Source organism: Streptomyces rubiginosohelvolus (assembly GCF_014649875.1).
Taxonomy (GTDB): Bacteria; Actinomycetota; Actinomycetes; order Streptomycetales; family Streptomycetaceae; genus Streptomyces; species Streptomyces rubiginosohelvolus.
In genome coordinates this window covers 438236-463958 of the sequence record NZ_BMTW01000003.1, presented here as the reverse complement: position 1 = coordinate 463958, position 25723 = coordinate 438236, and the positions used below count along the sequence as shown (strand labels likewise).

General features: G+C 70.9%; 25 protein-coding genes. 11 read left to right on the top strand and 14 right to left on the bottom strand.

All coding sequences use genetic code 11. From position 1 onward, the window contains the following. Nucleotides 1-53: 53 nt before the first annotated feature. Nucleotides 54-401: a VOC family protein gene (locus IE134_RS11930; protein WP_030721216.1), complete on the top strand. Its 348-nt coding sequence runs from the start codon at nucleotides 54-56 to the stop codon at nucleotides 399-401. A 69-nt stretch (nucleotides 402-470) separates the two neighbouring features. On the opposite strand, the gene IE134_RS11925 is transcribed toward IE134_RS11930, so the two are convergent. Continuing rightward, nucleotides 471-1922 carry an NCS2 family permease gene (locus tag IE134_RS11925; protein ID WP_030721213.1) on the bottom strand — a complete coding sequence of 484 codons (1452 nt, stop codon included), beginning with the start codon at nucleotides 1920-1922 and terminating at the stop codon, nucleotides 471-473. A 335-nt stretch (nucleotides 1923-2257) separates the two neighbouring features. Between IE134_RS11925 and IE134_RS11920 the strand changes: the two genes are divergently transcribed. Further along, the gene (locus IE134_RS11920; RefSeq protein WP_078614529.1) at nucleotides 2258-2878 is read left to right on the top strand and encodes a helix-turn-helix domain-containing protein; all 621 of its coding nucleotides are present in this window, start codon (nucleotides 2258-2260) and stop codon (nucleotides 2876-2878) included. A gap of 57 nt (nucleotides 2879-2935) precedes the next feature. Here IE134_RS11920 and IE134_RS11915 read toward each other — a convergent pair whose 3' ends face one another. Beyond that, entirely contained in the window at nucleotides 2936-3841 is a 906-nt protein-coding gene (locus tag IE134_RS11915) for an NAD(P)-dependent oxidoreductase (protein ID WP_098016778.1), read from the bottom strand. A 59-nt stretch (nucleotides 3842-3900) separates the two neighbouring features. Here IE134_RS11915 and IE134_RS11910 point away from each other — a divergent pair, with 59 nt between their 5' ends. Then, nucleotides 3901-4317, top strand: coding sequence for a MerR family transcriptional regulator (locus tag IE134_RS11910; protein WP_098894456.1), 417 nt, complete (start codon nucleotides 3901-3903; stop codon nucleotides 4315-4317). Here IE134_RS11910 and IE134_RS11905 read toward each other — a convergent pair. After that, nucleotides 4304-5083, bottom strand: a complete 780-nt coding sequence (locus tag IE134_RS11905) for an SDR family NAD(P)-dependent oxidoreductase (protein WP_189430402.1) — start codon at nucleotides 5081-5083, stop codon at nucleotides 4304-4306. The genes IE134_RS11910 and IE134_RS11905 overlap by 14 nt on opposite strands. Nucleotides 5084-5545: 462 nt before the next feature. Between IE134_RS11905 and IE134_RS11900 the strand changes: the two genes are divergently transcribed. Further along, the gene (locus IE134_RS11900) at nucleotides 5546-6046 is read left to right on the top strand and encodes a DUF6624 domain-containing protein (RefSeq protein ID WP_189430401.1); all 501 of its coding nucleotides are present in this window, start codon (nucleotides 5546-5548) and stop codon (nucleotides 6044-6046) included. 24 nt (nucleotides 6047-6070) lie between these two features. On the opposite strand, the gene IE134_RS11895 is transcribed toward IE134_RS11900, so the two are convergent. From IE134_RS11895 to IE134_RS11875, 5 genes are all read right to left on the bottom strand, one after another. After that, entirely contained in the window at nucleotides 6071-6730 is a 660-nt protein-coding gene (locus IE134_RS11895) for a CatB-related O-acetyltransferase (protein WP_030721198.1), read from the bottom strand. A gap of 80 nt (nucleotides 6731-6810) precedes the next feature. Continuing rightward, complete coding sequence (locus IE134_RS11890) at nucleotides 6811-7593, bottom strand: DUF2071 domain-containing protein (protein ID WP_189430400.1); 783 nt, start codon at nucleotides 7591-7593, stop codon at nucleotides 6811-6813. Next, complete coding sequence (locus IE134_RS11885) at nucleotides 7590-7934, bottom strand: metalloregulator ArsR/SmtB family transcription factor (protein WP_010062985.1); 345 nt, start codon at nucleotides 7932-7934, stop codon at nucleotides 7590-7592. Before IE134_RS11885 ends, IE134_RS11890 begins: the two co-directional genes overlap by 4 nt. 158 nt (nucleotides 7935-8092) lie before the next feature. Then, complete coding sequence (locus IE134_RS11880) at nucleotides 8093-8734, bottom strand: superoxide dismutase (protein ID WP_003969159.1); 642 nt, start codon at nucleotides 8732-8734, stop codon at nucleotides 8093-8095. 231 nt (nucleotides 8735-8965) lie between these two features. Next, nucleotides 8966-9328 (bottom strand): hypothetical protein, encoded by a 363-nt coding sequence (locus IE134_RS11875; protein WP_189430399.1) that lies wholly within the window; start codon nucleotides 9326-9328, stop codon nucleotides 8966-8968. Nucleotides 9329-9539: 211 nt separating this feature from the next. Between IE134_RS11875 and tkt the strand changes: the two genes are divergently transcribed. Beyond that, nucleotides 9540-11774, top strand: coding sequence for a transketolase (tkt, locus tag IE134_RS11870; RefSeq protein WP_189430398.1), 2235 nt, complete (start codon nucleotides 9540-9542; stop codon nucleotides 11772-11774). A gap of 73 nt (nucleotides 11775-11847) precedes the next feature. Then, nucleotides 11848-12534, top strand: a complete 687-nt coding sequence (locus IE134_RS11865; protein ID WP_030721185.1) for a Dps family protein — start codon at nucleotides 11848-11850, stop codon at nucleotides 12532-12534. A 61-nt stretch (nucleotides 12535-12595) separates the two neighbouring features. On the opposite strand, the gene IE134_RS11860 is transcribed toward IE134_RS11865, so the two are convergent. The 3 genes from IE134_RS11860 to IE134_RS11850 all read right to left on the bottom strand — a co-directional run bounded on the left by IE134_RS11860 (nucleotide 12596) and on the right by IE134_RS11850 (nucleotide 16988). Then, complete coding sequence (locus IE134_RS11860; RefSeq protein ID WP_189430397.1) at nucleotides 12596-13666, bottom strand: glycerophosphodiester phosphodiesterase family protein; 1071 nt, start codon at nucleotides 13664-13666, stop codon at nucleotides 12596-12598. A gap of 261 nt (nucleotides 13667-13927) precedes the next feature. Next, nucleotides 13928-15403 carry an amino acid permease gene (locus IE134_RS11855; RefSeq protein ID WP_030721178.1) on the bottom strand — a complete coding sequence of 492 codons (1476 nt, stop codon included), beginning with the start codon at nucleotides 15401-15403 and terminating at the stop codon, nucleotides 13928-13930. A gap of 121 nt (nucleotides 15404-15524) precedes the next feature. Further along, nucleotides 15525-16988 (bottom strand): amino acid permease, encoded by a 1464-nt coding sequence (locus IE134_RS11850; protein ID WP_030721175.1) that lies wholly within the window; start codon nucleotides 16986-16988, stop codon nucleotides 15525-15527. A gap of 287 nt (nucleotides 16989-17275) precedes the next feature. Here IE134_RS11850 and IE134_RS11845 point away from each other — a divergent pair, with 287 nt between their 5' ends. After that, on the top strand, nucleotides 17276-17869 hold the full coding sequence (locus IE134_RS11845) for a biotin transporter BioY (protein WP_030721172.1): 594 nt from the start codon (nucleotides 17276-17278) through the stop codon (nucleotides 17867-17869). Nucleotides 17870-17886: 17 nt separating this feature from the next. On the opposite strand, the gene IE134_RS11840 is transcribed toward IE134_RS11845, so the two are convergent. After that, nucleotides 17887-19182, bottom strand: coding sequence for an FAD-binding oxidoreductase (locus IE134_RS11840; RefSeq protein WP_189430396.1), 1296 nt, complete (start codon nucleotides 19180-19182; stop codon nucleotides 17887-17889). Nucleotides 19183-19267: 85 nt separating this feature from the next. Further along, the gene (locus IE134_RS11835; RefSeq protein WP_030721166.1) at nucleotides 19268-20701 is read right to left on the bottom strand and encodes an amino acid permease; all 1434 of its coding nucleotides are present in this window, start codon (nucleotides 20699-20701) and stop codon (nucleotides 19268-19270) included. Between the two features lie 274 nt (nucleotides 20702-20975). Between IE134_RS11835 and IE134_RS11830 the strand changes: the two genes are divergently transcribed. The 3 genes from IE134_RS11830 (at nucleotide 20976) to IE134_RS11820 (ending at nucleotide 23646) form a co-directional block, all read left to right on the top strand. After that, the gene (locus IE134_RS11830) at nucleotides 20976-21464 is read left to right on the top strand and encodes a ribose-5-phosphate isomerase (RefSeq protein WP_030077742.1); all 489 of its coding nucleotides are present in this window, start codon (nucleotides 20976-20978) and stop codon (nucleotides 21462-21464) included. Nucleotides 21465-21558: 94 nt separating this feature from the next. Next, on the top strand, nucleotides 21559-22392 hold the full coding sequence (locus IE134_RS11825) for an Fpg/Nei family DNA glycosylase (protein WP_189430395.1): 834 nt from the start codon (nucleotides 21559-21561) through the stop codon (nucleotides 22390-22392). A 159-nt stretch (nucleotides 22393-22551) separates the two neighbouring features. After that, nucleotides 22552-23646, top strand: a complete 1095-nt coding sequence (locus tag IE134_RS11820) for a PP2C family protein-serine/threonine phosphatase (RefSeq protein ID WP_202521864.1) — start codon at nucleotides 22552-22554, stop codon at nucleotides 23644-23646. A 127-nt stretch (nucleotides 23647-23773) separates the two neighbouring features. Here the strand turns inward: IE134_RS11820 and IE134_RS11815 are convergent, their stop codons facing one another. Further along, nucleotides 23774-24958: a cation:proton antiporter gene (locus IE134_RS11815; RefSeq protein ID WP_030721158.1), complete on the bottom strand. Its 1185-nt coding sequence runs from the start codon at nucleotides 24956-24958 to the stop codon at nucleotides 23774-23776. Nucleotides 24959-25194: 236 nt separating this feature from the next. On the opposite strand from IE134_RS11815, the gene IE134_RS11810 reads away from it, so the two are divergent. Continuing rightward, nucleotides 25195-25695, top strand: coding sequence for an HD domain-containing protein (locus IE134_RS11810; RefSeq protein ID WP_030721154.1), 501 nt, complete (start codon nucleotides 25195-25197; stop codon nucleotides 25693-25695). Nucleotides 25696-25723 lie beyond the last annotated feature (28 nt).

The window sequence follows — 25723 nt, the reverse complement described above, 5'->3', positions numbered from 1 at the left end:
TGGGCGAGGCGAGGCGAGGGGCGGTGTCAGTGGTGCGCCGTACGGTGAGGGGCATGCGAATCTCACCGGAGATGATCACGATCGACTGCGCCGACCCCCAGACGCTGGCCGCCTGGTGGGCCGAGGCGCTGGGCGTCGAGGACACCCAGGACTACGAGGCGTTCGTCGTCCTCGCGGCCACCCCGCTGGTCCTCGGCTTCCAGCGGGTGCCCGAGCCCAAGCCCGGCAAGAACCGGGTGCACATCGACTTCGCCTCGCCCGACCGTTCGGCCGACGTGGAGCGCCTGGAGAAGCTGGGCGCGACCGTCGTCGGCGAGCAGTCGATGCAGGGGATGACCTGGACGGTCCTGAAGGACCCGGAGGGCAACGAGTTCTGCCTGGCGGACGCGGGCAGCCACTGACCGGCTCCCGAAGGCCTCGGGTCCCGGGGTCGACCGACCCCGGGACCCGCTGATCCGCCCCGGCTTCCCCTACTTGATTCCCAGCACCTGCTCCAGCGGGTCGATGAGGAAGTACACGAGGAAGAGCGCCGCTGTGCCCCACAGCAGCCAGTGGACCTCGCGCGCCTTGCCCAGGCACGCCTTGATGACCACGTAGGCGACGAAGCCGGCGCCGATGCCGTTGGTGATGGAGTAGGTGAACGGCATGACGACGATCGTGAGGAATGCCGGGATGGCGACGTCGTAGCGGTCCCAGTCGATGTGCTTGACCTGGGTCATCATCAGGAACCCGACCACGACGAGGGCGGGTGCCGCCGCCTGCATCGGCACGATGGTCAGCACGGGCGTGAGGAAGAGGGCGAGCGCGAACAGCCCGCCGGTGACCAGGTTCGCGAAGCCGGTGCGGGCTCCCTCACCGACACCCGCAGCGGACTCGATGTAGGTGGTGGCCGACGACGAGGACGCGGCGCCACCGGCGACGGCGGCAGCACCGTCGATGAGCAGGACGCGGCCGAGACCGGGCACCTGGCCCCGCTCGTCGAGGAGACCGGCCTCGGCCGTGACACCCACGACGGTGCCCATCGTGTCGAAGAAGTCGGACAGGATCAGGGTGAAGATGAGCAGGACGACCGTCAGCACGCTGACCTGACCGAACGACCCGAACAGGTCGAACTGCCCCAGCAGCCCGAAGTCGGGTGCGGCGACGGGGTTGCCGGGGATCGAGGGCGACGTCAGGCCCCAGGCCTTGATGTCGGCGATCTCGTTGATGACGATGGCGACGACGGTCATCAGGACGATGCTGATGAGGATGGCGCCCTTCACCTTCCGGGCGACCAGCACGATCGTCAGGAGCACGCCGAGGCAGAAGACGAGCATCGGCCAGCCGGTGAGCGTGCCGGTGCCGAGCTGGACGGGCACGGTGGAGTTCGCGGCATCGGGGATCCGGGTGACGAACCCGGCGTCCACGAAGCCGATGAAGGCGATGAACAGACCGATGCCGACACTGATCGCCTGCTTCAGGGGCTGCGGGATGGCGTGCATGATCGCCTCGCGCAACCCGGTCATCACCAGAACGCAGATCAGCAAGCCCTCAAGCACGATGAGCCCCATCGCGTCTTCCCAGCTCATCAGGGGCGCGATCTGGAAGGCCACGACGGCGTTGATGCCCAGACCCGCCGCCAGGGCCAGCGGCAGGTTGCCGCCCACACCCATGATCAGCGTCATCACCGCGGCGACCAGAGCGGTGGCGGTGACCAACTGCACGCTGTCCAGCGTCTCACCGAACTTGTCCTCGGCCCCGCCGAGGATGATCGGGTTGAGCACGAGGATGTATGCCATCGTGAAGAACGTGGCGAATCCACCGCGTATCTCCCGTATGTAGGACGAGCCGCGTTCGCTGATCCGGAAGAACCGGTCGACGGCGCCCTCCGATCCTGCGGGCTTTCCGTCGGGCGGCGGTGGGCTGGTCGGGCTGGCGTGCATGACGGAGTCTCCTGGGCAAGCGGATGAATGAGGGGACGGGGGCGCCGACACTCCACGCAGCGAGTGACAGGCACTGTGCGAACGCACATACGGCACCTTGCGAGCGGATCATACGCGGCACTCAGGCGATCGCAACTACCCGCGTAGAGCGTGCAGTTGATGCCCTTTCGCTCCTGTGCGTTCCTACGGAATCGACGGCGACCTTTGCCGCCAAACCGGCAGGCAGCCGACAGAGGGCATGGAAGTGACGGTGACAACTCCCCTACTCTCCGTGTGTGCACCCACCACTCCCCTTCAACGCGCGGGCAGCGCGCGCCTTGCGCGAGAAGCTCGGGATGGCCCCCGGTCATGTCGCCTACGGCATGCGCGCGTCCTTCGGTACAACGCACATCACCCCCGAGCACGTGATCGCCTGGGAGCGCGGCACCCACGTGCCCGACGCGGGCGAACTGACCGCCCTCGCGGGCGCGCTGTGGTGCCAGCCCAGTGAACTGATGGGCCACCCCGGCACCTTGCTGGAACACCGCATCGCGCGAGGCGTCTCGGCCGAGGACGTCGCACGCGCCACGGGCCTGACCCTCGACGCGTACCTGTCCATGGAGGAGGCCGGTCACTGGACCGGCGACAAACGACAGTCGGCCAAGCTCGGCGAGGTCCTCCGCCTGCCTCCCCGCGACTTCATCGCGATCACGAGGCTGGAGGAGGAGCTGGCCCGCCTGCTCACGGAGGCGGTCTCCACCCGCTGGCAGGCCCACATCCGCGCCATCGCCAAGCTGGTCTCCATGGACCGCCGCGACCTGAAGGCCCCCTTGCAGGCCATGCAACAGGACTACCAGGCGCTGATGACGGCCACCCTGAGCCGGGCGGGCGGCACCACGGCATCCGGCGAGGACGGCCGCCGCTACATCGAGAACATCGTCGACCACTTCTGGAGCCGGCTGCCGGGGTCGTCATGAGCGAGACCTGGCGGGACGGGGGAGCCCCGCCAGGCGCTGCGACGGCTGCCGCTGTCGCTACCGCGCGGCGGCCTTCCTGAACACCTCGACCACTGCGAGGTAGTTCGACCCGCCGTGGCCGTCCGCGATGGCCCGCGCCGCGATGTCGCGCATCAGCCGGGGCTGCCCGGCATGCACGCCCTGCTCCTCACAGGTGCGGGCGATGTGCTCCAGGGCGTTCAGGTTCATCTCCATGGTGCCGAGGTCGCCCGGATAGTGGCCCGCGTCGAGGTTCGGCGCCTGCTCGACGAGAGTCGCGTCCACCACGGTGGGCAGGAACCGGTTCACCGCGAGGTCGGCGAACTCCGCCGCGGGTACGCCCGCCGACCCGACCAGCGCGGTGGCGTGCAGGAACCCGTTCATCGTCGCGTACATCAGACCGAGCAGCGCCGCGTTGTGGAGCACGGCGAGACCGGGGTCGGACCCGAGGTGCTGGGAATCGCCCAGGCTCGCCAGCGTGTCCCGGTGGGCGTCGAACACCTCGCGCGGACCGCTGTAGAGGAAGACGGACCCGGGGTCCCCGACGAGCGGCGGCGGCACCATGATCGCGCCGTCCAGATAGGCGACTCCCCGCTCGGCCGCCCAGGAGGCGGCCGCGTGCGCTTCTTTCGGCGTCCCGGAGTTGAGGTTGACCAGGGCCCGGCCCGCCGACGGGCCGCCGACCGGCCCGAGGGCCTCGTAGAGCGCCGCGTAGTCCTTGAGACAGACGAGAGTAAGAGGACTGGCGGCCACGGCGTCGGCGACGGACGGCGCGAGCAGGGCGCCCCGGGCGACGAGATCGCGGGCCTTCTCGGGAGTGCGGTTCCAGACGGTGGTGGGATGTCCCTTCTCCATGAGTGCCGCGGCAAGGGCGAGCCCCATGGGACCGAGGCCGACGACGGTAACGGGGCTGTTCTGCGCAGGTGTTGAAGGCTGCTGTGTCATGCGGCATAGGCTGGTGTCTCACACCGGTGTGAGAGTCAACCGAATGTGGTGGTCGTCATATGCGCATGGGGGAGTTCTCCCGCCGGACGGGCGTCAGCCAGCGGTCGCTGCGCTACTACGAGGAGCAGGGCCTGCTACGGCCCACCCGCCGCCCGAGCGGCTACCGCGAGTACGAGGAGCCGGACGTCGTCACGGTACGGGGCATCCGCATGCTGCTGGCCGCCGGACTCAACACGGCCGTCATCGCCGAACTGCTGCCCTGCATGGTCGACGAGGGCCGCATCCTGGAGCCGGCCTGCTCCAGCATGCTCCCCGACCTGCACCGCGAACGCACCCGCATCGACGAGGCCGCCGCCGCCCTCCTGGCCGCCCGAGACCGGCTGGACGCGCTGATCGGGCTGACGACGGAGTCGGGCGTGACGGACAAGGAGGCGTGCGCGGCCATGGCGGCCAGTGACGCGATCACCCGGGCATGAGCGGCCCGAGGTAGGTACCTCCGGAGACGTCGATGGTCTGCCCGGTCACCCAGCGGCCCTGCGGCCCAGCCAGGAAGCCCACCACGTCGGCGACGTCCTCCGGCAGGCCCATCCGGCCGAGCGCGGTGATCGACTCAAGGGCGGCCACCGCCTCGGGGACCGTGGCGTAGTCGCCGATCATGTCGGTCAGCACTACGCCGGGTTCGATGGTGTTCACGGTGATGCCCCGCCGGCCCAGTTCGTTGGCGAGCGACGGCCCGAGAGCCGCCAGTGCCGCCTTGCTGACGGTGTAGCCGATCTGCACGGGGTTCGCGATGCGGGTGGCGGCCGAGCCCATGTTGATGATCCGTCCGCCGTCCCGCAGCAGCGGCAGCGCCCGCTGGACGACGAAGACCGGCGTGCTCACATTGATCGCGAGCACCCGCGCGAACTCCTCCTCGGTGAGCTGCTCGATCGGACAGACCGAGTGCGTGCCCGCGTTGTTGACGAGGATGTCCAGGCCGTCCGCACCGTGGTCCTTCAGCCCGGCGCCGAACCCCTCGAACAGCCGGTCCACCGCCCCGTTCTCACCGAACAGGGCCCGCACCGCGAACGCCCGCCCACCGGCTTCGACGATCCGCGCCACGGTCTCGGCGGCGCCCGCTTCGTTGCCGCCGTAATGGACCGCGACCAACGCCCCCTCGCCCGCGAGCCGCAGGGCGACCGCCCGCCCGATACCCCGCGACCCGCCGGTCACCAGTGCGGTCCTGCCCTCCAGTTCCCCCATGATCGCTGCTCCCCTCGCGATGCCGAATCCCTGGTCGGACCCGGGAACGATTCAGCGTAGGCGGCCTCGGTGAGGAAGCATCAGGGATCTTCGGTATCAGTGGGGTTGTCGTCACCGGTAGCGATCCGCCGGACTTCCCTGTGGATGCGCTCGGCGATCAGGTCGCGGAGGAGCGCAGGGCACAGGGGAAAGGCGGAGGACCGGCAGACGCGGTGGGTGCCGACGCCGGCCCACAGAAGCCGGAAATGGGCGACGCGGAGAGCTGCTTCGCCTGATGGGAAACTCCGCGTCGCCGGCACCACTTCCCAGTCGCGACGCAACGGCTCCGGCCCCAGCGGTAGATCCATTATCTCCGCGCGGCGGGGCGTCTGTCACCGTTCTCCGGAATGATCTTTACGTCCTTTTTGCGCCTCTAGGGTTACAGGCGAAACGCAAACTGCCTACCTGATCCAGGAGTTGAGAGTGGCGCACGACATTGCCGCACTGGCGGTGGAACTCACCGACATGGCCGCGGCCGATCACCGGACCGCAGTCCACGCGAACAGCGATGACCCCGCCGAGCAGTTGGCCTGGCGGCGGCTGGCCGCCCGGCACGGTGACCGGCTCGGCGAGATCATGGCGGAGTACGGCTGGCCGACGGCGGAACTGGTCGGCGACGAGGCCGCACGTGCGGCATGGCTGGTCGCTCAGCACGCCGACCGGCAGCTCGACATTCAGCGCCGCGCCCTTCAGCTGATGCAGCAGGCGGTGTCGGCGGGCGCGGCCGGCCCACGCGAACTGGCCTTTCTGCGCGACCGCACGCTGGTCAATGAGGGCCGTCAACAGGTCTACGGCACGCAGATCGCCGGTGTGAAGGACGGGGCACCGGTTCCGTGGCCCTGTGAGGAGCCCGAGCGCGTGGATGAGCTCCGGGCGACAGTCGGCATCGAGCCCTTCGACGAGTACGTCGCCCGGTTCTCGTAGGCGTGACCGCCCCGCAGGCCCGCCCTACACACCCCCCGGCGCCGCCGCCTCCAGCTCCGCCACCGTGCCCGACATCACCGTACGGATGTGGTGCGTGAGGTGCTCCGCAGGCCAGTCCCACCAGGCCACCGCCAGCAGGCGCGCGATGTCCGCCTCCTCGTACCGGGTGCGGATCAGGCGGGCCGGGTTGCCGCCGACGATGCCGTAGTCCGGCACGTCCGAGACCACCACGGACCGGGCGCTGATGATCGCGCCGTGGCCGATCCGGACGCCCGGCATGATCACCGCCTCGTAGCCGATCCAGACGTCGTTGCCGATCACCGTGTCACCCCGGTTGGGGAGGCCCGTCAGCAGGTCGAAGTGGTCGGCCCAGGAGCCGCCGAGCGTGGGGAAGGGGAACGTGGACGGGCCGTCCATGCGGTGGTTGGAGCCGTTCATGATGAACCGCACCCCTGTGGCCAGCGCGCAGAACTTGCCGATCACCAGGCGCTCCGGGCCGTAGTGGTACAGCACGTTCCGGGTCTCGAACTCCGTGGCGTGTTCGGGGTCGTCGTAGTACGAGTGGTCACCGACCTCGATCAGCTCCGAGGTGACCAGAGGCTTCAGCTGCACCACGCGCGGCTGGCCGGGCATCGGGTGCAGGACGGTGGGGTCCGCCGGTACGGGCGCGGGGGCAGAACTCATGACGTCATCGTGGCATCCGGGCCTGCTGTCCCGCCGAGAATTTCCGCCCGGTCGCCTCCCGTAACCGCCCCACGCCGGCTTCAGCCCGCCAACCCCTCCGCCGCCCCGACTCCCGCCCCGCACCCCAGCGAGAAAGGCTCCCCCACCCGGAACGGCTCCCCCTGCGACCAGTCCGCCGCCACGCCCCGCATCACCAGCGCGCTGTCCAGCACCGCGCTGCCCGGCGGGAAGCGGTCCAGGTCCTCGAAGAACGAGGAGCGTACGTGGCGCGGGCGGCCCGCCGTCACCTTCCAGGCGTCCGTGGAGAGTTCGAGGACGTCCAGGTGCGTGCCGTCCGCGTTGGGGGAGAGGCCCCGGCTGCCCCGGCGGAAGAACTCCGACGCCTCCGCCAGGTCCGTGAACAGGCCGCTGCCGTCCAGTTCCCCGGCCGGCTCCACCGTGGCGTCCACCTCCACCTCGCCGTCCCGGGTCGCGAAGGCCACCCGTACGGCGTCGGGGTCCTCCCGCACCGTGAAGTCCGCGCGGCCGTGCTCGCCCGGGTAGATCCGGCCGCCCGCGAAGGCGTTGAGGCGGGAGGCGGTGTCGCGGCGCGGGATGTAGACGCCCCGTTCGACGCCGTCCGGTCCTTCCCACTCGACGGAGATGCGGTGCGCGGCGTTCTCGCTGGTCAGCCCGGTCGCGGCCGGGGCCCAGGCGGGGCGGACGCCGCCGATCCGGAGCAGGCAGATCCCGGCCACCGCCTGGCCGCGCACCAGGTGGGGGCGGAGCGGCGCGGGCAGCAGGGCCGCCGCGACGTACGGGTCCACCCGGTAGTTCACCAGGAGGCGGCGTTCGATGACGCTGGACAGCCGGGGTCTGATCATGAGGCGTCGCCTTCCGGCGCGGAGCGCCACTTGGTGTTGCGGAGGACGATCTGCTCGGGGCAGACCGTGCTGAGGAAGCGGCCCACGCACAGGGCGAGCCGCTCCTCGGCGAGCGAATAGAGGATGCGGTTGGCGTCCCGGCGCTCGGTGACGAGCCCCGCCCCCTTCAGTACGCCCAGGTGGCGCGAGATGGACGGGGCGCTGATCGAGAACCGGCTCGCGATCTCCCCGGCGGCCAGTTCGCCGCCCCGCAGGTCCTCCAGGATCTGGCGGCGGGTGGGATCGGCGAGCGCGCGGAAGGCGCTCGCCTCGTCGTCGGACGGAACGGCGGGTGATTCCATGTGTGCATGTTTAGCACATGAGCTAAACAGCTAAGTAGGGGCCATGGAAGAGCCCCCGCGAGTCACGTCCTCGCGGGGGCTCTTCTTTCATCCGCCTGCCGAAGTGAAGGTTGAGAAGACGATCACGAGGCAGGACGATTCCGGCGGGCCGGCGTCACTCAGGGGGCGAGCAGCAGCACGTTCACGCGCTCCTTGGCCGCCGCGTAACGCTTCGCCACGTCCTGCCAGTTGACGACCTGCCACATCGCCTCGATGAAGTCCACCTTCTGGTTCTTGTACTGCAGGTAGAAGGCGTGCTCCCAGGCGTCGAAGACCAGGATCGGGACCGAGCCCTGGCCGACGTTGCCCTGGTGGTCGTAGACCTGCTCGACGATCAGCTTGCCGCTGACGGGCTCGTACGCGAGCACGCCCCAGCCCGAACCCTGGGTGGTGGCCGCGGCCTTCGTCAGCTGGGACTTGAAGCCCGCGTAGGAGCCGAACGACTCGGTGATCGCGTCGGCGAGGTCGCCCACGCCGTCCGCCGCGAGGGGCTCGCCGCCGCCGTCGCCGGTCATGTTGTGCCAGTAGATCGAGTGCAGGATGTGGCCGGAGAGGTGGAACGCGAGGTTCTTCTGGAGGCCGTTGATCGCTCCCCAGGCCTCCTTGTCGCGGGCCTCTTCCAGCTGCTCCAGGGTGTCGTTCGCACCCTTGACGTACGCGGCGTGGTGCTTGTCGTGGTGCAGCTCGATGATCTGCGGGTTGATGACCGGTTCGAGCGCCGCGTAGTCGTACGGGAGTTCCGGGAGCGTGTACGTGGCCATGGTTCGAACCCTCCGACTGCTGGGAATGCCGTCCAGTTGTTATTGCAACCTATATGCAGGAGCAATCTAGGAGCAGGCTAACAGCAGGACGCTCCGCCAAGTGATCAGCCCTTCGGCCTAGGACCAGCGACGCGGCGGGGTGGGCCGAGGTGGTGGGGTGTGCGGGGGCCGGGCATACGGAGCGGGCCCGGCCGGGGGAGATGGCCGGGCCCGCGTCGTGGGGTGGGTGGCTCAGTGCGTGGGGTCGCTGCCCTTGCGCTCCTGCGGGTCGACGCCCGTGTGGGCGGACGCGTCCTTCTCGCCGCTGGGGCGGCCGGACCTGCCCCGTCGTCCGGTGTCGCGCATGTCGGAGTCCTTGCCGCGGCTGGTGGCGCTCTCCGGCGGGGTGCCTTCCAGGGAGGCGCGCTTCTCCTCCTCGGTCGGCTTCTTGCGGGGCCTGTCCGGCTCGGGGGCGTAGGTGTCCGGGTGGAAGGAGCGGTGCGCGCTGGGGTTGGGCTGCTGGGACTCCTCGTCGACATCGGGGGACCAGCCGTGCTGCCCCTCGCCCTTGAATCTGCTCGGCCCCTCGCCGGGCCGGGGCGGTTTCTTCGACATGGTGAGCCTCTCACTCTCGCCGGGTGTCCTATTATCCTCACTTTTATTGCTATAAAGGCGTTCCGTCTTCTCGCCTGCCCCCATCCCTGCGGGCGCCCAGGTTTGGACACCGCTTCCCGGGGGACCCGGCCACGCAGCCGGGCGGCTCGGGTTCGGGGGACCGCGTGCGCGCCGCCCGCAGCCCGCCCACCCCGCTGACCAGGAGGACTCGATGGCACCCCCCAACGCCCCCGAAGCGACGGACGGCCCGGACCGCGGCCGCGATCCACGACTGGCCCCGCCGCTGGCTCAGGCGGCGGGCTGGGGGCCGCTCGACGTCCGTGCCGTCGACACCGTCCGGGCGCTGGCCGCCGACGCCGTGCAGAAGGCGGGCCACGGCCACCCGGGCACCGCGATGAGCCTGGCCCCGCTGGCGTACCTGCTCTTCCAGCAGGTGATGCGGCACGACCCGGCCGACGACCAGTGGATCGGCCGCGACCGCTTCGTGCTCTCCTGCGGCCACTCCAGCCTCACCCTCTACATCCAGCTCTACCTGAGCGGGTACGGGATGGAGCTGGACGACCTGAAGGCGCTGCGCACCTGGGGGTCGATCACCCCCGGCCACCCCGAGTACCGCCACACCCGGGGCGTCGAGATCACCACCGGACCGCTCGGGCAGGGGCTCGCCTCCGCCGTCGGCATGGCCATGGCGGGCCGCCGGGAGCGCGGGCTCCTCGACCCCGACGCGCCCGCCGGCACCAGCCCCTTCGACCACCATGTGTACGTCGTCGCCTCCGACGGCGACCTGATGGAAGGCGTGACGTCCGAGGCCAGTTCGCTCGCCGGACACCAGGAGCTCGGCAATCTGATCGTCTTCTACGACTCCAACCACATCTCCATCGAGGACGACACCGACATCTCCTTCAGCGAGGACGTCCCCGCCCGCTACGCCGCGTACGGCTGGCACGTCCAGACGGTCGACTTCACCCGCACCGGTGACTACGTCGAGGACGTCGACGCCCTGCTCGCCGCCGTCGAGGCCGCGAAGAGCGAGAGCGGCCGGCCCTCCCTGATCCTGCTGCGCACGATCATCGGCTGGCCCGCGCCCACCAAGCAGAACACCGGCAAGGCCCACGGTTCCGCGCTCGGCGACGACGAGGTCGCCGCCACCAAGAAGTTGCTCGGCTTCGACCCGGACGCCGACTTCACCGTCGAGGACGACGTACTGGAGCACGCCCGCGCGGTCGTCGAGCGCGGGGCCTCGGCCCACCGCGCCTGGGAGCCCCGCTACCAGGTGTGGCGCGCCGCCCACCCCGAGCGCGCCGCCCTCCTCGACCGGCTGCGGGAGCAGCGGCTCCCGGAGGGCTGGACCGACAGCCTGCCCGTCTTCGACGCCGACCCCAAGGGCATCGCCACCCGCAAGGCCTCCGGCGATGTGCTCACCGCGCTGGCCCCCGTGCTGCCCGAGCTGTGGGGCGGCTCGGCCGACCTCGCGGGGAGCAACAACACCACCATGGAGGGCGAGCCGTCCTTCGTGCCGGAGTCCAAGCAGACCGGTGAGTTCCCCGGCAACCCGTACGGCCGCACGCTCCACTTCGGCATCCGCGAGCACGCCATGGGCGCGACCCTCAACGGCATCGCGCTCCAGAGCCTCACCCGGCCCTACGGCGGTACGTTCCTGATCTTCAGCGACTACATGCGCCCGGCCGTCCGCCTCGCCGCCCTGATGAAGCTGCCGGTCACCTACGTCTGGACCCACGACTCCATCGGCCTCGGCGAGGACGGCCCCACCCACCAGCCCGTCGAGCAACTGGCCGCACTCCGCGCGATCCCCGGCCTCGACGTCGTACGGCCCGCCGACGCCAACGAGACCTCCGTCTGCTGGCGCACGGTCCTGGAGCACCACGACCGGCCCGCCGGACTCGCCCTGACCCGGCAGCCGCTGCCGGTCCTGGAGCGGGGCGACGGCGACGGCGCGTACGCCTCCGCCGAGGGGGCCGCCCGCGGCGGTTACGTCCTCGCCGACAGCCGGGGCGACACCCCTGACGTCATCCTCGTCGGCACCGGCTCCGAGGTCCACATCGCCCTGGAGGCAAGGGAGTTGCTGGCCGCCGACGGGGTCGACGCGCGGGTGGTCTCGATGCCCTGCCGCGAGTGGTTCGCCGACCAGCCGTACGCCTACCAGGACGCGGTGCTGCCGCCCGGGGTCCGGGCCCGGGTGAGCGTCGAGGCGGCCGTCGCCCAGGGCTGGCGGGACGTGGTGGGCGACGCGGGCCGCATGGTCAGCCTGGAGCACTTCGGCGCGTCCGCCGCCTACCAGCGCCTGTACGAGGAGTTCGGCATCACGCCCGGCGCGGTCGCCGAAGCCGCGCGGGACAGCATCCGCGCTGCCGCCGGACCCGTTCGGCCCGGCGGGGACCGGCCCGGCGCGACCCCGACCGAAGGCGGCACCGGGGACGCCGGTTAGGCCCCGGCCCCGCCCGGCCCGCGCACCGAAAAAGCCATCCCGATCGATCGACGTACACAGGAACAGGAGCCCCATGTCCCCCGCACGTACCCCCCGCTACACCGTGCCCGGCCTCGGCGTCGACGAGGGCCGTCAGGTCATCGACCTCCTGACGCTGCGCCTGCACGCGCTCAACGACCTCGCGCTCACCCTCAAGCACATCCACTGGAACGTCGTCGGACCGCACTTCATCGCCGTCCACGAGATGCTCGACCCGCAGACCGCCGCCGTAAGGGACATGGCGGACGCCGCCGCCGAGCGCATCTCCGCCCTCGGCGGCGAGCCGAACGGCACGCCGGGCGCCCTGGTCAGGGAGCGCACCTGGGACGACTACAGCGTCGGCCGCGCCGACGCCATCGCCCACCTCGGCGCCCTGGACCTCGTCTACACCGGGATCATCGAGGACCACCGCGAGGCGGTCGAGAAGGCCGGCGAGATCGACCCCGTCACGGAGGACCTGCTCATCGAGCACCTGCGCGGCCTGGAGCAGTTCCAGTGGTTCGTCCGGGCCCACCTGGAGTCCAGCTCCGGCACCCTGTCGAACGCCGGAGCCGACACCGAGGAGGCGGCGGCCGAAGCCGCGTCCCCGAAGCGGGCCGCTGCCAAGCGCACCCCCGCCAAGAAGACGGCGCTGCCCGCCCCGGCGAAGAAGACCGCGGCGAAGAAGACCGCCAAGAAGGCGGTGAAGAAGACGACGGCGAGCCGGCGCACCACCCGCTGACACCTGCCACGGAGGGCGGTCGGCCCGGACGCTTCGCCCGAGCGCCGTCGTCGGCCGCCCCCTACCCCCGCAGGTCCTCCCTGGCCTGTACCGCGATGTCCGGGAAGTCCGTCACCACCGCGTCCACGCCCTGCCCGTAGTGGAAGGCGTACTCGGCGAACGCGTCGCCGAAGGCGTTCGGGTCGGTGCCCCGGCGGTATGCGGCCGGGAGGTACTGGTTCTCCGCCCGGAAGGTGTACGCGCCCACCTTCAGGCCCGCCGCGTGGGCGTCCGCCAGCAGGGTGTTCGGCGGGACCAGCGAGGACTTGTCCGGGCCGATCCACTGCGCGTACGAGGCGATCTCGCGGAGCCCGGCCGGGGTCATCATGTCCCGGTAGGTGATCCCGTGCCCGTACGGGCCGCCGCTCGTGCCCAGCGCCTGCCACAGCGGGAGGCCGAGGCGGGCGGCGGCCACCCGGCGCAGGCTGCCGGGCTCGAAGGACTGGACGACACAGTCCCGGGCGGTCAGCCGGTTGCGCCGGATCACCCGGATCAGCTCCTCCTCCAGCGGCAGCCCGATCGAGCGGAAGTACGTCGGGTGCTTCGTCTCCGGGAACACCGCGATCCGCCGGCCCGACTCCCGCGACAGCCGCCGCGCCAGGTCCACGACCTCCTGGAACGTCAGCACCCGGCCCCGCCCGTCGAAGACCGTGTTGCGGTTCCGGACCAGCGGCAGCCGCTCCACCGTGCGCAGCGTCTTCAGCTCGCGCAAGGTGAAGTCCTCGGTGAACCAGCCGGTCACCGCCTTGCCGTCGACCGTCTTCGTGGTGCGGCGGTCCGCGAACTCCGCGCGGCCCGCGACGTCCGTCGTCCCGCCGATCTCGTTCTCGTGCCGCACGACCAGGACATGGTCCTTCGTCGGCACGAGGTCCGGCTCGATCCAGTCGGCCCCGGCCCGTACGGCATAGGTGTACGCCTCGGCGGTGTGCTCGGGCCGCCAGCCCGCCGCCCCGCGATGCCCGATGACCAGAGGGCCCGACGGGTGGTGGGGGTGCCGGTCCCCGGCGGGGGCGGCGACGGCCGGGGCGGTGGCCGCGGCGGTGACGGCGGCGGTGGCCAGGAGGATCGAACGGCGCCTGGGGGCAACGGACATGACGGCTCCTCGGATGGGGTGAGCCATCACGGAAGCGAGCACGGGTGACGGCCCGGGGTACGGTGCCCGGCCCTGCGATGTCCTGTCGGCCACGGATGCGCGCCGCGCCGGGGTCCGGCACCGGAGCGCGAGAGGCAGAAACGCCGAAACGCCGGGCTCCGCCCCGATCGTACGAGGAGGAGCCCGGCGTTCGAAGAGGCCGTGCGGGAACCACAGCCGTACGGCTGGGCGGGAAACCACAGCCGTACCGCTGGGCGGGAACTACTTCCGCTGCGCCGGGATCTCGGCCGCGGTGCCGGTGCCGGCCCCCGTGCCGTCGTCGGCTCCCTCGGCGCCCCGCTGCCGCTGACGCAGGAGGCCGAGGCCGATCAGCACCAGCGTCAGCGCCCCGGTGGCCAGCAGCTGGTCACGGGTGTCCGGCTGGCGCAGCATCAGCAGGAAGATGCCCACCATGGCCGCCAGCGCGACGATCGTGCCGATCGGGAAGAACCACATCCGGACGACCAGCGTCTGAGGTGCCTCCCGCTCGGTGCGCCGGCGCAGGATCAGCTGCGAGACCGCGATGAAGATCCACACCACCAGGATCACCGCGCCGATCATGTTCAGCAGCCAGGGGAAGACGTCGTCCGGACGCCAGTAGCTGAGCAGCACGCACAGGAACCCGAAGACCGAGGAGAACATCACCGCGTTGCGCGGCACCCCGGAGGAGATCCTGCCGAGCACCGACGGGCCCTGGCCGCGGGCGACCAGCGAACGGGCCATGCGGGACGCCCCGTAGATGTTGGCGTTCATCGCGGAGAGCAGCGCGATGAGGATGACCACGTTCATGATCTGCGCCGCGCTCCCGACGCCCAGGTGGTCGAGCATCGCGTAGAACGGGCCGACCTCGGCGACCTTCGGGTCGTCCCAGGGGACCAGCGTGACGATGACCGCCATCGAGCCGATGTAGAAGACCGCGATGCGCCACATCGCCGTACGGACCGCCTTCGCGACGCCCTGCACCGGGTTCTCGGACTCGGCCGCCGCGATGGTGACGGTCTCCAGACCGCCGTACGCGAAGACGGAGGCGAGGAGTCCGATGATGAAGCCGTCCATGCCCTTCGGCAGGAATCCGCCGTCGCCCGTGAGGTTGGTGAGGCCGGGCGCGTCCGTGTCGGGCAGCACGCCGAAGATCGCCAGCAGGCCGAGCACCAGGAACAGCGTGATCGCGATGACCTTGAGCGCGGCGAACCAGAACTCGAACTCGCCGAAGTTCTTCACGGCGGCCAGGTTCGTCCCGAGGAAGATCACCATGAACAGGGCGACCCAGGCCCACTCCGGGGTCCCGGGCAGCCAGCCGCTGACGATCTGCGCGGCGCCGATGCCCTCCAGGCCCACGGCGACGCAGAGCAGGAACCAGAAGGACCAGCCCGCGGTGAACCCGGCCCAGGGACCGATCGCCCGCTCGGCGTGCACGGAGAAGGAGCCGGAGGCCGGATTGGCGGCCGACATCTCGCCGAGCATCCGCATCACCATCATGACGAGCAGCCCGGATATGGCGTACGCGATGATGATCGAGGGTCCGGCGGCGGCGATCCCCGCGCCCGAGCCGACGAAGAGCCCGGCGCCGATCACCCCGCCGAGGGCGATCATCGAGAGGTGGCGCTGCTTGAGGCCGTGGGTGAGCGCGGAGTCCGCCGAGGGCCCTGCGGGGGCCGCGGAGTCTGCGGTGGGGGGAGACGCGGAGGTCCGAGGCATGGACAAGCTCTGTTCGTTAGCTGAGACAGGGGGACGAACCCACAGTCTGGGCATCCGTACCGCTCACACGGAATGACTGTCCGCTATACGGTCACCAGGCTCACACAAGGTGCACACGTGCCTACCGATCGGTCAACGCCGAGGGGGCCCGACGGGCTCGGCGTTCCCGCCACTCGCGCCCCACCGCCACCAGCAGCACCAGCGCCGTCGCCCCGGCCGACCACAGCACCTGCGGCCGGGCCGCGTCATCGGTCAGCATCAGCAGCAGCACGCCCAGCAGCCCGGCCAGCGTCACCCAGGTCAGATACGGGAACCACCACATCCGCAGCGCGAGCGCGTCGGGAGCCTCCTGTTCCAGGCGGGCGCGCAACCGCAGTTGGGACGCGGCGATCAGCGCCCAGACGAACAGCAGGACCGCGCCGACCGAGTTGAGCATGTAGAGGAACACCGTGTCGGGCCACAGCAGATTGAGCACCACGGAGACGAAACCGAAGGCCACCGACGCCAGCACCGCCCGCCTCGGCACGCCGCCCGCCCCTTCCTGAGCGCCGCTGCCCTTCTCTGTGCCGCCCGAGACCTTCAGCAGCCCGCGCGGCGCCTCCCCGCGCTCCGCCAGCGAGAAGATCATGCGGGAGGAGCCGTACAGATTGGCGTTGAGCGCGGAGAGCAGCGCCACGAACACCACGATGTTCATGATCTGCCCGGCCGACGGCACCCCGATCGCGTCCAGCACCTTCACATACGGGCTCAGCCCGGCCTGCTGCGCGGTCCACGGCAGCACGGTCACGATCACCAGCATCGAGCCGACGTAGAAGAAGAGGATCCGCACCACCGCGCTGCGCACCGCCCGCCCCACCGCACGCGCCGGGTCGTCCGTCTCGGCGGCGGCGATGGTGACGACCTCAAGCCCGCCGAAGGCGAACACCACGGTCAGCACCCCGGAGACGACCCCGCTCCAGCCGTTCGGCAGGAAGCCGCCCTCGCCGGTCAGGTTGGTCATCCCGACCGGGTCGGTGTCCGGGAGCAGGCCGAAGACCGCCAGCCCCCCGAGCACCAGGAAGACCACGATCGCGCCGACCTTCAAGGAGGCGAACCAGAACTCGAACTCGCCGAAGTTCTTCACCGCCGTCAGGTTCGCCACGGTGAACACGACCATGAACAGCAGCACCCACGCCCAGGGTTCGACGCCCGGCACCCAGCCGTGCGCGATCTGCGCGGCCGCCGTCGCCTCCACGGCGAGGACCACCACCAGCAGGAACCAGTACAGCCAGCCGACGCTGAACCCGGCCCACCGCCCGAGCGCCCGCTCCGCGTGCACGGAGAACGAACCGGAGGCGGGCATCGCGGCCGACATCTCGCCCAACATCCGCATCACCAGCATCGCGAGCGCGCCCGCGATCAGATACGAGACGACGATCGCGGGCCCCGCCACCGCGATCCCGGCGCCCGAGCCCACGAACAGCCCCGCCCCGATCACCCCGCCGAGCCCCAGCATCGTCAGATGGCGCTGCTTGAGCCCGTGCGAGAGCGGCTCGGCGGGGGCTGCCGGCGAGGTGGGGGAGGGGGTGGGGGGAGCCTCGTGCATGGGGTGCGGTTCACTCTCGGATGATTTATCGGGAACCTACAGTCTGGGGCCGCGGTCCCTCTCCCACCAAAACGGACCCCCACCCGCCCGACCTCCGTGACGAGCGTCACGCGGGAACGTGATTGCGCCGCAGGCTTTGTGTGAATCCCACCAACCCATCAACCACCGCTTTGTGGGCGGCTGATGGTGAACGAGCGTTGACCCGTGGACTAACGTCGGCGGGAGCCCGACCCACCCCGACCGCCGGGGGCCACCCCGGCCCACCTGCCCTCACCCGCGGAGTCCCGATGAGCACTGCTGCCGCCCCCGTCCGCTCCGGAGCGGTCCTCGCCGACCTGCTGCCCGCAGCCCGGCACCGCTACGCCGTGGACGCGGCTCTCGTCCTCGGCGGCGCGGCCCTGACCGGCATAGCGGCCCAGATCGCCGTCCCGGTCCCCGGCTCCCCGGTCCCGGTCACCGGCCAGACCTTCGCCGCGCTCCTCATCGGCACCGCGCTGGGCGCCCGCCGCGGCTTCCTCTCCCTCGCGCTGTACGCCCTCGTCGGCATGGCCGGCATGCCGTGGTTCGCCGAGGCCAGCTCGGGCTGGAGCATGCCGTCCCTCGGCTATGTCTTCGGCATGCTCCTGGCCGCCACCGTCGTCGGCGCCCTCGCCCGCCGTGGGGGCGACCGCTCCGTCCTGCGCACCGCGGGCACGATGGTGCTCGGCTCCGCGATCATCTACGCCATCGGCGTGCCGTACCTCGCGCTCTCCACCGGGATGTCGCTGAGCGCCGCCGTCGCGGCCGGCCTCACCCCGTTCCTGATCGGCGACGCCCTCAAGGCGGCGCTGGCCATGGGCCTCCTGCCGACCACCTGGAAGCTGCTCGACCGCCGCGGCTGACACCCGCCCTTGAGGGCTCAGCCCTCGTAAGGCCCCCCGAAGAGGCCCGCCGGATCGTACTGGGAGACCAGACCGGCGAGCCTCTTCGCCGTTTCCGGCTCATGGAAACCGGCCGTACGGTCCCCGCCGCCGAAGCAGAAGTTGGCCGCGCGCCCCTGGACGAGCGGCCCCAGGACCCCGGACACCTCCCCGTACAGCGCGCGCACCGCCGCCACGTCCGTACCGTCCAGCGGCGCCAGCAGCCGCAGCAGGAAACCCGCGTCCCGGTAGGGCACCGCGCTCTCCGGCTCCGGCTGCCCGGCCATAGCTCCACCCAGATGATTGAGCTGCACCACGTTCATCATCGGCGCCCCGGGCCCGGTCAGCTCCAGCACCCGCGCGGCCCGCGCCGCGTCCAGCTCCCGGAGCATCAGCCCCTCCCCGTAGTACGCGTGCGGGAACGGCGGGTCGTTGTGGATCGTCGGGCTCTCCGTGTACGGCATCTCCCGCAGCGAGTCCTCCAGCGCCGGCCCGATCGCCCGCAGCGGGGCCACCAGCCGCTCGCCCTCCGCCGCGTCCCCCGTGAACGCGACCCGCACCGAGACGACGTACCGCCCGCGCACCTCCTCCGGCACCTGCGGCAGGTCCGGGTAGGGCAGTGCGCACAGTGAGGACGTCAGGGTCTCCGGCACGGTCCGGGTCCACTCCAGATAGCGGGCCGTCACCTCGGCCGCCCGTTCCCCGTCGAAGGCGATCGCACCCCCGTACAGCCGCTCCACCGCCACCAGGCCGATCTCCAGCGAGGTCACCACCCCCAGCCGGTGCCCACCGCCGCGCAGCCCCCAGAACAGCTCCGGCTCGCGCTCCGGCGTGATCCGGCGCAGGGCCCCGTCGGCGGTCACCACCTCCAGCGCCCGGACCTGGTCGGCGGCGTACCCGAACTGCCGCGCGAGGATGCCCAGTCCGCCGCCCAGGGTGTACGAGACCGCGCCCACCGAGGGCGACGAGCCGTTGAGCGGGGCGAGACCGTGCGGGGCCGCCGCCGCGGTCACCGCGCCCCAGGTCGCGCCCGCGCCGATCGTGGCGGTGCGGGCGACCGGGTCGACGGTGACGGAGTCCAGGCCGCTGGTGACCACCAGGACGCCGCCCTCGACCGCCCCGGGCAGCCCGTGCCCGGTGGCGTGCGCGGTCAGGCGGAGCCCGTGCCCGGCGGCGTACGCCACGGCCTCCCGTACGTCGTCGGGGGTACGGGCCTCGACCAGCCGGTCGGGCCGGATCGGGAAACCGGTCTGGAAGGTGGCGGGGGTGGCGGGGCCAGAGGATGCGGAAACCATGAGGGGAGGCTCTCCTTCGCTCGCGTTCTGCGCGGTACGAAGAAGAGCCTCCCCGGCATACCTGACACCCTTCGTCAGGTATGCATCACTTCGAGACGGCCTTGCGGTTGCGCATCTCCCGGAACAGCGAGATGCCCACCACCAGAGCCGCGACCAGCAGCGACAGCACGACCTGCTCGCGGGCGGTGTCGTCGGTCAGCATGTAGACCAGGATGAAGGAGATCGCCGCGATCGTCGCCCAGGTGAGGTACGGGAAGAGCCACATCCGTACGACCAGCTTGCCCGGGGTCTCGCGGAGGATGATCCCGCGCATCCGCAGCTGGGTGAAGCAGATGACCAGCCACACGAAGAGCGCGACCGCGCCGGAGGAGTTCAGCAGGAACTGGAACACCGTGTCCGGCCACTGGTAGTTGAAGAACACCGCCACGAAGCCGAAGACGACCGAGGCCAGGATCGCCGCCTGCGGCACACCGCGCCGGTTGACCTTGGCGAAGGACTTCGGCGCGTCGCCCCGCTCACCGAGCGAGAACGCCATCCGGGAGGCCGTGTACAGGCCGGAGTTGAGGCAGGACAGCACGGCCGTCAGCACGATGAAGTCCATGACGTTGCCGGCCTGCGGGATCCCGATCGAGTCGAGGGCGGCGACATAGCTGCCCTTCTCCTGGATCGACGGGTCGTTCCACGGCAGGAGCGTCAGCACGACGAAGATCGAGCCGAGGTAGAAGACGGCGATACGCCAGATCACGCTGTTGGTGGCCTTCGACACCGCGCGCTGCGGGTCGGAGGACTCGCCCGCGGCCAGCGTCACGATCTCACTGCCCATGAACGAGAAGACGACCATCAGCACACCGGTGAGGATCGCGCCCGGCCCCTCGGGGAAGAACCCGCCGGAGTCCGTCAGATGGGCCAGACCCGACCCCGGGTTGTCCGAACCGGGCAGCAGCCCGAAGACGGCGAGGAAGCCGACGACGACGAACGCGGCGATCGCCACGACCTTGATCCCGGCGAACCAGAACTCGAACTCGCCGTAACTGCCCACCGAGACCAGGTTGGTGGCGGTCAGCACGACCATCACGATCAGCGCCCAGGCCCACTGGGGCACGCCCGGGATCCAGTTCTCCAGGATCGCCGCGCCCGCCGTGGCTTCCACGGCGAGCACCACGACCCAGAAGAACCAGTACAGCCAGCCGATGGAGAAACCGGCCCACCGGCCCAGCGCCTGGTCGGCGTAGGCGGAGAAGGAGCCGGAGCTCGGCCGGGCGGCGGCCATCTCGCCGAGCATCCGCATCACGAGGACGACCATCAGGCCGACCATCGCGTACGAGATCAGGATCGCCGGACCGGCGGCCGCGATGCCCGCGCTCGATCCCACGAAGAGCCCGGCGCCGATCACGCCGCCGATCGCGATCATCGAGAGGTGGCGGTTCTTCAGGCCTGCCTGAAGCCCGCCCGACGAGTCCGGCCGGTCCGGCTCACCGGGCTCCTGGCCCGGCTTCGCCAGCGTCGTCTGCGACGTCATGGGGGGATTCCTTACCTTTTCGAGCATGAGGGTGTGCCCTGCTCCGCCGTCGGATCGTGCCCGTGGGGTGTGCGAAGACAAGGCCACGCATTCAAGCCCGATACAAGGCAGAAGGGGAACCCCCTCTTTCGGATCGTTTGCCGGATCGTTGCTTGAGTGGTGTTCGCCACACAAAATCGGGTCCAGACCTGCGAACCATCGAATCGGTGCCTGAGCCCCGCTGACGGCCGCCCCGTGACGGTTGCCCCGCCGAGTTCGTGCCACACTTCGCACCATGCGCGTGTACCTCGGATCCGACCATGCCGGCTACGAACTCAAGAACCACCTCGTGGAGTGGCTCGGCGCCCACGGCCACGAGGCCGTCGACTGCGGCCCCCACATCTACGACGCCCAGGACGACTACCCGCCGTTCTGCCTGCGGGCCGCCGAGAAGACGGCCGCCGACCCGGACAGCCTCGGCATCGTGATCGGCGGCTCCGGCAACGGCGAGCAGATCGCCGCCAACAAGGTCAAGGGCGTCCGCGCCGCACTGGCCTGGAGCGAGCAGACCGCAGCCCTCGGCCGCGAGCACAACGACGCCAACGTCGTCGCGATCGGCGGCCGTATGCACACGGTCGAGGAGTCCACGAAGTTCGTCGAGATCTTCCTCTCCACGCCGTACTCGAACGAGGAGCGCCACACGCGCCGCATCGAGATGCTCTCGGCGTACGAGAACACCGGCGAGCTCCCCCCGATCCCGGCCCACCACCCCCAGCAGGGCTGATCCCGCCCCCACCCTCTTGCGTGCCGCCGGGTCCCGGACCCGGCGGCACGGCCATGCCACCGCCCGTCCTTGTCGCAGTCGCAGGAGCCCCGCCGTGCCCGAGGGACACACCATCCGCCGTCTCGCCGACGACCACGCCGAACGCTTCGCGGGCGCGCCGGTCCGGGTGAGCAGCCCGCAGGGGAAGTTCTCCGACAGCGCGGCCCTGCTCGACGGACACACCCTCACCGCCACCGACGCCCACGGCAAACACCTCTTCCTCGGCTTCGGTGACACCGGCTGGGTCCACATCCACCTCGGCCTCTTCGGCAAGCTCGGCTTCGGCGCCGCCCCGCCCCCGCCGCCCACCGACACCGTCCGCCTCCGCCTGGTCAACGCCGGCCATTACGCGGATCTGCGCGGCCCCACCACCTGCGCCCTGATCACCGAGCCCGAGAAGCGCGCGATACACGAGCGCCTGGGCCCGGACCCGCTGCGCGGCGACGAGGACGGGGAGCGCGCCTGGCAGCGGATCTCCCGCAGCCGGACCACCATCGCCGCCCTGCTGATGGACCAGAAGGTCATCGCGGGCGTCGGCAACGTCTACCGCGCCGAGGTCCTCTTCCGCCACGGCATCGACCCGTACCGCACGGGCCGCGACCTCACCCGCGCCGAGTGGGACACGATCTGGGCGGACCTGGTGGAGCTGATGCGCGAGGGCGTCCGCAACAACCGCATCGACACCGTCCGCCCCGAACACCTTCCCGAGGCCATGGGCCGCCCACCCCGCAAGGACGACCACGGCGGCGAGGTCTACGTCTACCGGCGCGCGAACCTGCCCTGCCACATCTGCGGTACGGAGATCCGCACCGCGGACCTGGTCTCGCGCAACCTCTTCTGGTGCCCCCGGTGCCAGCCCACGGGCCCCTCCGACGGCAGAAAAGGCTGAAAACCGCCCGAAGGAGACCGGTGGGAACGCGCGGACGCCCCCATTTCGAGCGCATTGTCACCGGGGTCCCCCTGCACCGGAGGCGTTCGGGTGGATAAGGTCCCGGCAGTGGCCCGTAGCGGAGGAACAGACGACTTCTGGGCCCGGTGGCGCAGAAAGATGCACCGGGCCCGTATCGGGCTGCGCAAATCCGGGGTCGACTACTTCCGCGGCGACGGCTCCGACTGGATCGCCCTGGCCGGCCTGCTGCTGACGATCCCGGCCATCACCGTGGCCACCGTCGTCAGTCCGATCTGGTTCGACCCGGCCGCCCTCGCCCTGCCCATCGTGGCGGGCGGCCTCCTGCTGCGCCCCTCCAGCCTGCTGGGGCTGTACGCGACGGCCGCCGGCGCACTGATCATCGAGGCCCTCACCCTCGGCCCGTATCTGGACGGCCCCGCCCGGGTCACCCCGGGCACCGTGCTCGTGGTCGCCGCCTGCGGGTTCTTCGGGCTGGTCCTCGCCCAGTTCCGGGCCCGGGTCGGCGTGCCCTGGCGGCGCGGCGGCACGATGCTCTTCGACCTGCGCGAACGCATCCGGGTCCAGAGCTCCCTGCCCCGGCTGCCCCAGGGCTGGCACCGCGAGATGGCCCTGCGCCCGGCCGGCGGCCAGTCGTTCTCCGGGGACTTCGTCGTCGCGGCCCGCACCCACGGGGGCCGCACCCTGGAAGCCGTCCTCACCGACGTCTCCGGCAAGGGCATGGACGCGGGCTCCCGGGCCCTGCTGCTGTCCGGCGCCTTCGGCGGGCTCCTCGGCTCGCTGGCCCCGCACGCCTTCCTGCCCGCCGCCAACGGCTATCTGCTGCGCCAGGACTGGGACGAGGGGTTCGCCACCTCCATCCACCTGGTGCTGGACCTGGAGTCGGGCGACTACGAGATCTACTCCGCCGGCCATCCGCCCGCCCTCCAACTGCACGCGGGCAGCGGCCAGTGGGAGGAGAAGTCGGGGGAGGGGCCCCTGCTCGGCGTCTACGACGGGGCCGAGTTCGACGCGGTGAAGGGCTCGCTCGCGCCCGGCGACGTCCTGATGCTCTTCACCGACGGTCTGGTGGAGGCGTCCGACCGGGACATCGCTGAGGGCATCGACCGGCTGACGGGCGAGGCCGACCGGTATGTCTCCACCGGCTTCGAGGGCGCGGCCTGGCATCTGATCGAGGCCTGCGCCAAGGACGTCAACGACGACCGGGCGCTGCTGCTGCTCTCCCGCCGGGCCTGAGCCTCCCAGGGGGCCGGGCGGACCCCGGAGCCGTCGCCGGATCCGGACGGCGGAGAGGCGCCCGTCACCCGGGGGCCGGGTATCGGGGCGCCTCTCCGCCGTTCGCCGGTGCTCAGCCGGTGCCGGGTCAGACCGACACAGGTACCTGCTCCTGGTCCTGGTGGTCGTCCTTGTCGCGGCCGCCCGGCAGGATGCGGGCCAGCCAGTGCGAGCGTCCGGCGGCCAGCGGCGCGAGGACGGCGAGCAGGAGGACGTAGCCGGCGATGAACGGCGAGAGCCGCTCGTCCAGTCCGGCGGCCGCCGCCATCGTGGCGAGGATGAGCGCGAACTCACCGCGGGCCACCAGCGTGGTGGCGATGTTGGACGTGGCCTGGGCGCCGAAGGAGTACACCTTCGCCGCCGCGAGTCCGGCCGCGATGTTCATGGCGAGCGTCAGCACCACGGCCGCCACCACCGGCCACAGCACGCTCGGCAGGTCACCCGGGTCGATGGAGAGGCCGAAGGCGAAGAAGAAGATGGCGCCGAAGGCGTCCCGCAGCGGGTGGACCAGCTTGAGGATGCGGTCGCCCGACGAGGTGGAGCCGAGCATCAGGCCGACCATGAACGCGCCGATCGCGTCGGCGACGCCGAACATCTCCGAGACACCGGCGACGAAGACGGCCACACCCAGGAACGAGATGACGAGGAGCTCGTCGTCCTTGGTGTTCATGAGCTTGCCGATGAGCTTCGTGCCGAACCGGGCCGCCAGCGCGAGCAGCAGCAGGAAGCCGAAGGCCTTGCCGCCGTCGACCAGCGCGGCCGAGAGGCTGTCCGCACCGGACAGGATCGGCTGGAGCGCGGCGAGATACAGGGCGAGGAAGATGTCCTCGACGACGATGATGCCGAGGATCGGACGGGTCTCCGGATTACCGATGCGCCCCAGGTCCACCAGGATCTTGGTGACGATCGCGGACGAGGAGATGCCGAGGACACCGGCGAGGACCAGCGCCTCCGAGGTGCCCCAGCCCAGCGCGAAGCCGAATATGAGACCGGCGCCGACGTTCAGGACGAGATACGTCCCGCCCGCGATGGCCATCTTCCGGCCGCCCGTCTTGAGGTCGTCCATGTGGAACTCGAGCCCCAGGTAGAAGAGCAGGAGGACGAGTCCCAGCGCGGAGAGCATCTCCAGGTCGTGCGGGTTGGAGAGGAGCGTGTATCCGGGGGTGTGCGGGCCGAGGAGGATCCCGGCCAGGATGAACAGGGGGATCGTCGGCAGCCCGATACGGCCGCCGAGGCGGGCGAGGACGGCAGCGGCCAGGAAGGCGCCGCCCATGGCGAGGAGGGTGTCTGCGTGTCCGATGAGCCTGGTCCTTCGAGGTCGGTCAAGAGAGGGTCAAGGGGGCATCAAGAATCCATCAGTAATTAGTTTACCGAACGATTGACGCTGCAACTATGGATCCGTCAGCTTGCCCATTTTTGTCCGCTTGGTCCGATCGAGGGGTCCCGTCAACACCGTTGCGGGAGCGGCGACTTCGGATCCGGCCCCGGACGCGGCCGTAGAGTCGGCCCATGACTGGACGGCATCTGAGCGTCTCCGAGGTGGAGGCCATCGCCCGCGCGGCCCATGCGCGGCAGACCGACAAGGCGGGCCGCCCGTACGGGGAACACCTCGCGGCGGTGGCCGAAGGTGTACGGGTACGCGGCGGCGACGACGGGCAGATCGCGGCGGCCTGGCTGCACGACGCGGTCGAGGACGACGCGCTCTCCGCCGAGTGGCTGGCGGCCGCGGCTCTGCCGCAGGAGGTGAAGGACATGGTCCTGGCGGTGACCAAGCGGCCGGGGGAGGAGCTGTCCTCGTACACCGCGCGGATCCTGGCCACCCCGGGCGCGCTGCTCGTCAAAGAGGCGGATCTCGCCCACAACGCGGATCCCGCCCGCCTGGCGGTCCTGGACGAGCCGACCCGTACCCGGCTGACGGCGAAGTATGCGCAGGTGCGAGGGCTGCTGGGGCTGGTCGGCGGCGAATCACCCTCGGACCGAAAGAATTCGGCCAACCCGGAAGCGCGCTGATCCACCCACGGCGGGGCCGGCGGGTGGA

Bases quoted from the DNA above. Each gene is read 5' to 3' on its own strand.
- IE134_RS11820 (WP_202521864.1), top strand. From the start codon at position 22,552: ATGCACCGGGCCCGTATCGGGCTGCGCAAATCCGGGGTCGACTACTTC.
- IE134_RS11850 (WP_030721175.1), bottom strand. From the start codon at position 16,988: ATGCACGAGGCTCCCCCCACCCCCTCCCCCACCTCGCCGGCAGCCCCC.
- IE134_RS11860 (WP_189430397.1), bottom strand. From the start codon at position 13,666: ATGTCCGTTGCCCCCAGGCGCCGTTCGATCCTCCTGGCCACCGCCGCC.
- IE134_RS11810 (WP_030721154.1), top strand. From the start codon at position 25,195: ATGACTGGACGGCATCTGAGCGTCTCCGAGGTGGAGGCCATCGCCCGC.
- IE134_RS11920 (WP_078614529.1), top strand. From the start codon at position 2,258: ATGGCCCCCGGTCATGTCGCCTACGGCATGCGCGCGTCCTTCGGTACA.
- tkt (WP_189430398.1), top strand. From the start codon at position 9,540: ATGGCACCCCCCAACGCCCCCGAAGCGACGGACGGCCCGGACCGCGGC.
- IE134_RS11845 (WP_030721172.1), top strand. From the start codon at position 17,276: ATGAGCACTGCTGCCGCCCCCGTCCGCTCCGGAGCGGTCCTCGCCGAC.
- IE134_RS11880 (WP_003969159.1), bottom strand. From the start codon at position 8,734: ATGGCCACGTACACGCTCCCGGAACTCCCGTACGACTACGCGGCGCTC.
- IE134_RS11855 (WP_030721178.1), bottom strand. From the start codon at position 15,403: ATGCCTCGGACCTCCGCGTCTCCCCCCACCGCAGACTCCGCGGCCCCC.
- IE134_RS11930 (WP_030721216.1), top strand. From the start codon at position 54: ATGCGAATCTCACCGGAGATGATCACGATCGACTGCGCCGACCCCCAG.
- IE134_RS11840 (WP_189430396.1), bottom strand. From the start codon at position 19,182: ATGGTTTCCGCATCCTCTGGCCCCGCCACCCCCGCCACCTTCCAGACC.
- IE134_RS11905 (WP_189430402.1), bottom strand. From the start codon at position 5,083: ATGGGGGAACTGGAGGGCAGGACCGCACTGGTGACCGGCGGGTCGCGG.
- IE134_RS11815 (WP_030721158.1), bottom strand. From the start codon at position 24,958: ATGGGCGGCGCCTTCCTGGCCGCTGCCGTCCTCGCCCGCCTCGGCGGC.
- IE134_RS11890 (WP_189430400.1), bottom strand. From the start codon at position 7,593: ATGATCAGACCCCGGCTGTCCAGCGTCATCGAACGCCGCCTCCTGGTG.
- IE134_RS11830 (WP_030077742.1), top strand. From the start codon at position 20,976: ATGCGCGTGTACCTCGGATCCGACCATGCCGGCTACGAACTCAAGAAC.
- IE134_RS11865 (WP_030721185.1), top strand. From the start codon at position 11,848: ATGTCCCCCGCACGTACCCCCCGCTACACCGTGCCCGGCCTCGGCGTC.
- IE134_RS11895 (WP_030721198.1), bottom strand. From the start codon at position 6,730: ATGAGTTCTGCCCCCGCGCCCGTACCGGCGGACCCCACCGTCCTGCAC.
- IE134_RS11885 (WP_010062985.1), bottom strand. From the start codon at position 7,934: ATGGAATCACCCGCCGTTCCGTCCGACGACGAGGCGAGCGCCTTCCGC.
- IE134_RS11925 (WP_030721213.1), bottom strand. From the start codon at position 1,922: ATGCACGCCAGCCCGACCAGCCCACCGCCGCCCGACGGAAAGCCCGCA.
- IE134_RS11915 (WP_098016778.1), bottom strand. From the start codon at position 3,841: ATGACACAGCAGCCTTCAACACCTGCGCAGAACAGCCCCGTTACCGTC.
- IE134_RS11910 (WP_098894456.1), top strand. From the start codon at position 3,901: ATGCGCATGGGGGAGTTCTCCCGCCGGACGGGCGTCAGCCAGCGGTCG.
- IE134_RS11875 (WP_189430399.1), bottom strand. From the start codon at position 9,328: ATGTCGAAGAAACCGCCCCGGCCCGGCGAGGGGCCGAGCAGATTCAAG.
- IE134_RS11835 (WP_030721166.1), bottom strand. From the start codon at position 20,701: ATGACGTCGCAGACGACGCTGGCGAAGCCGGGCCAGGAGCCCGGTGAG.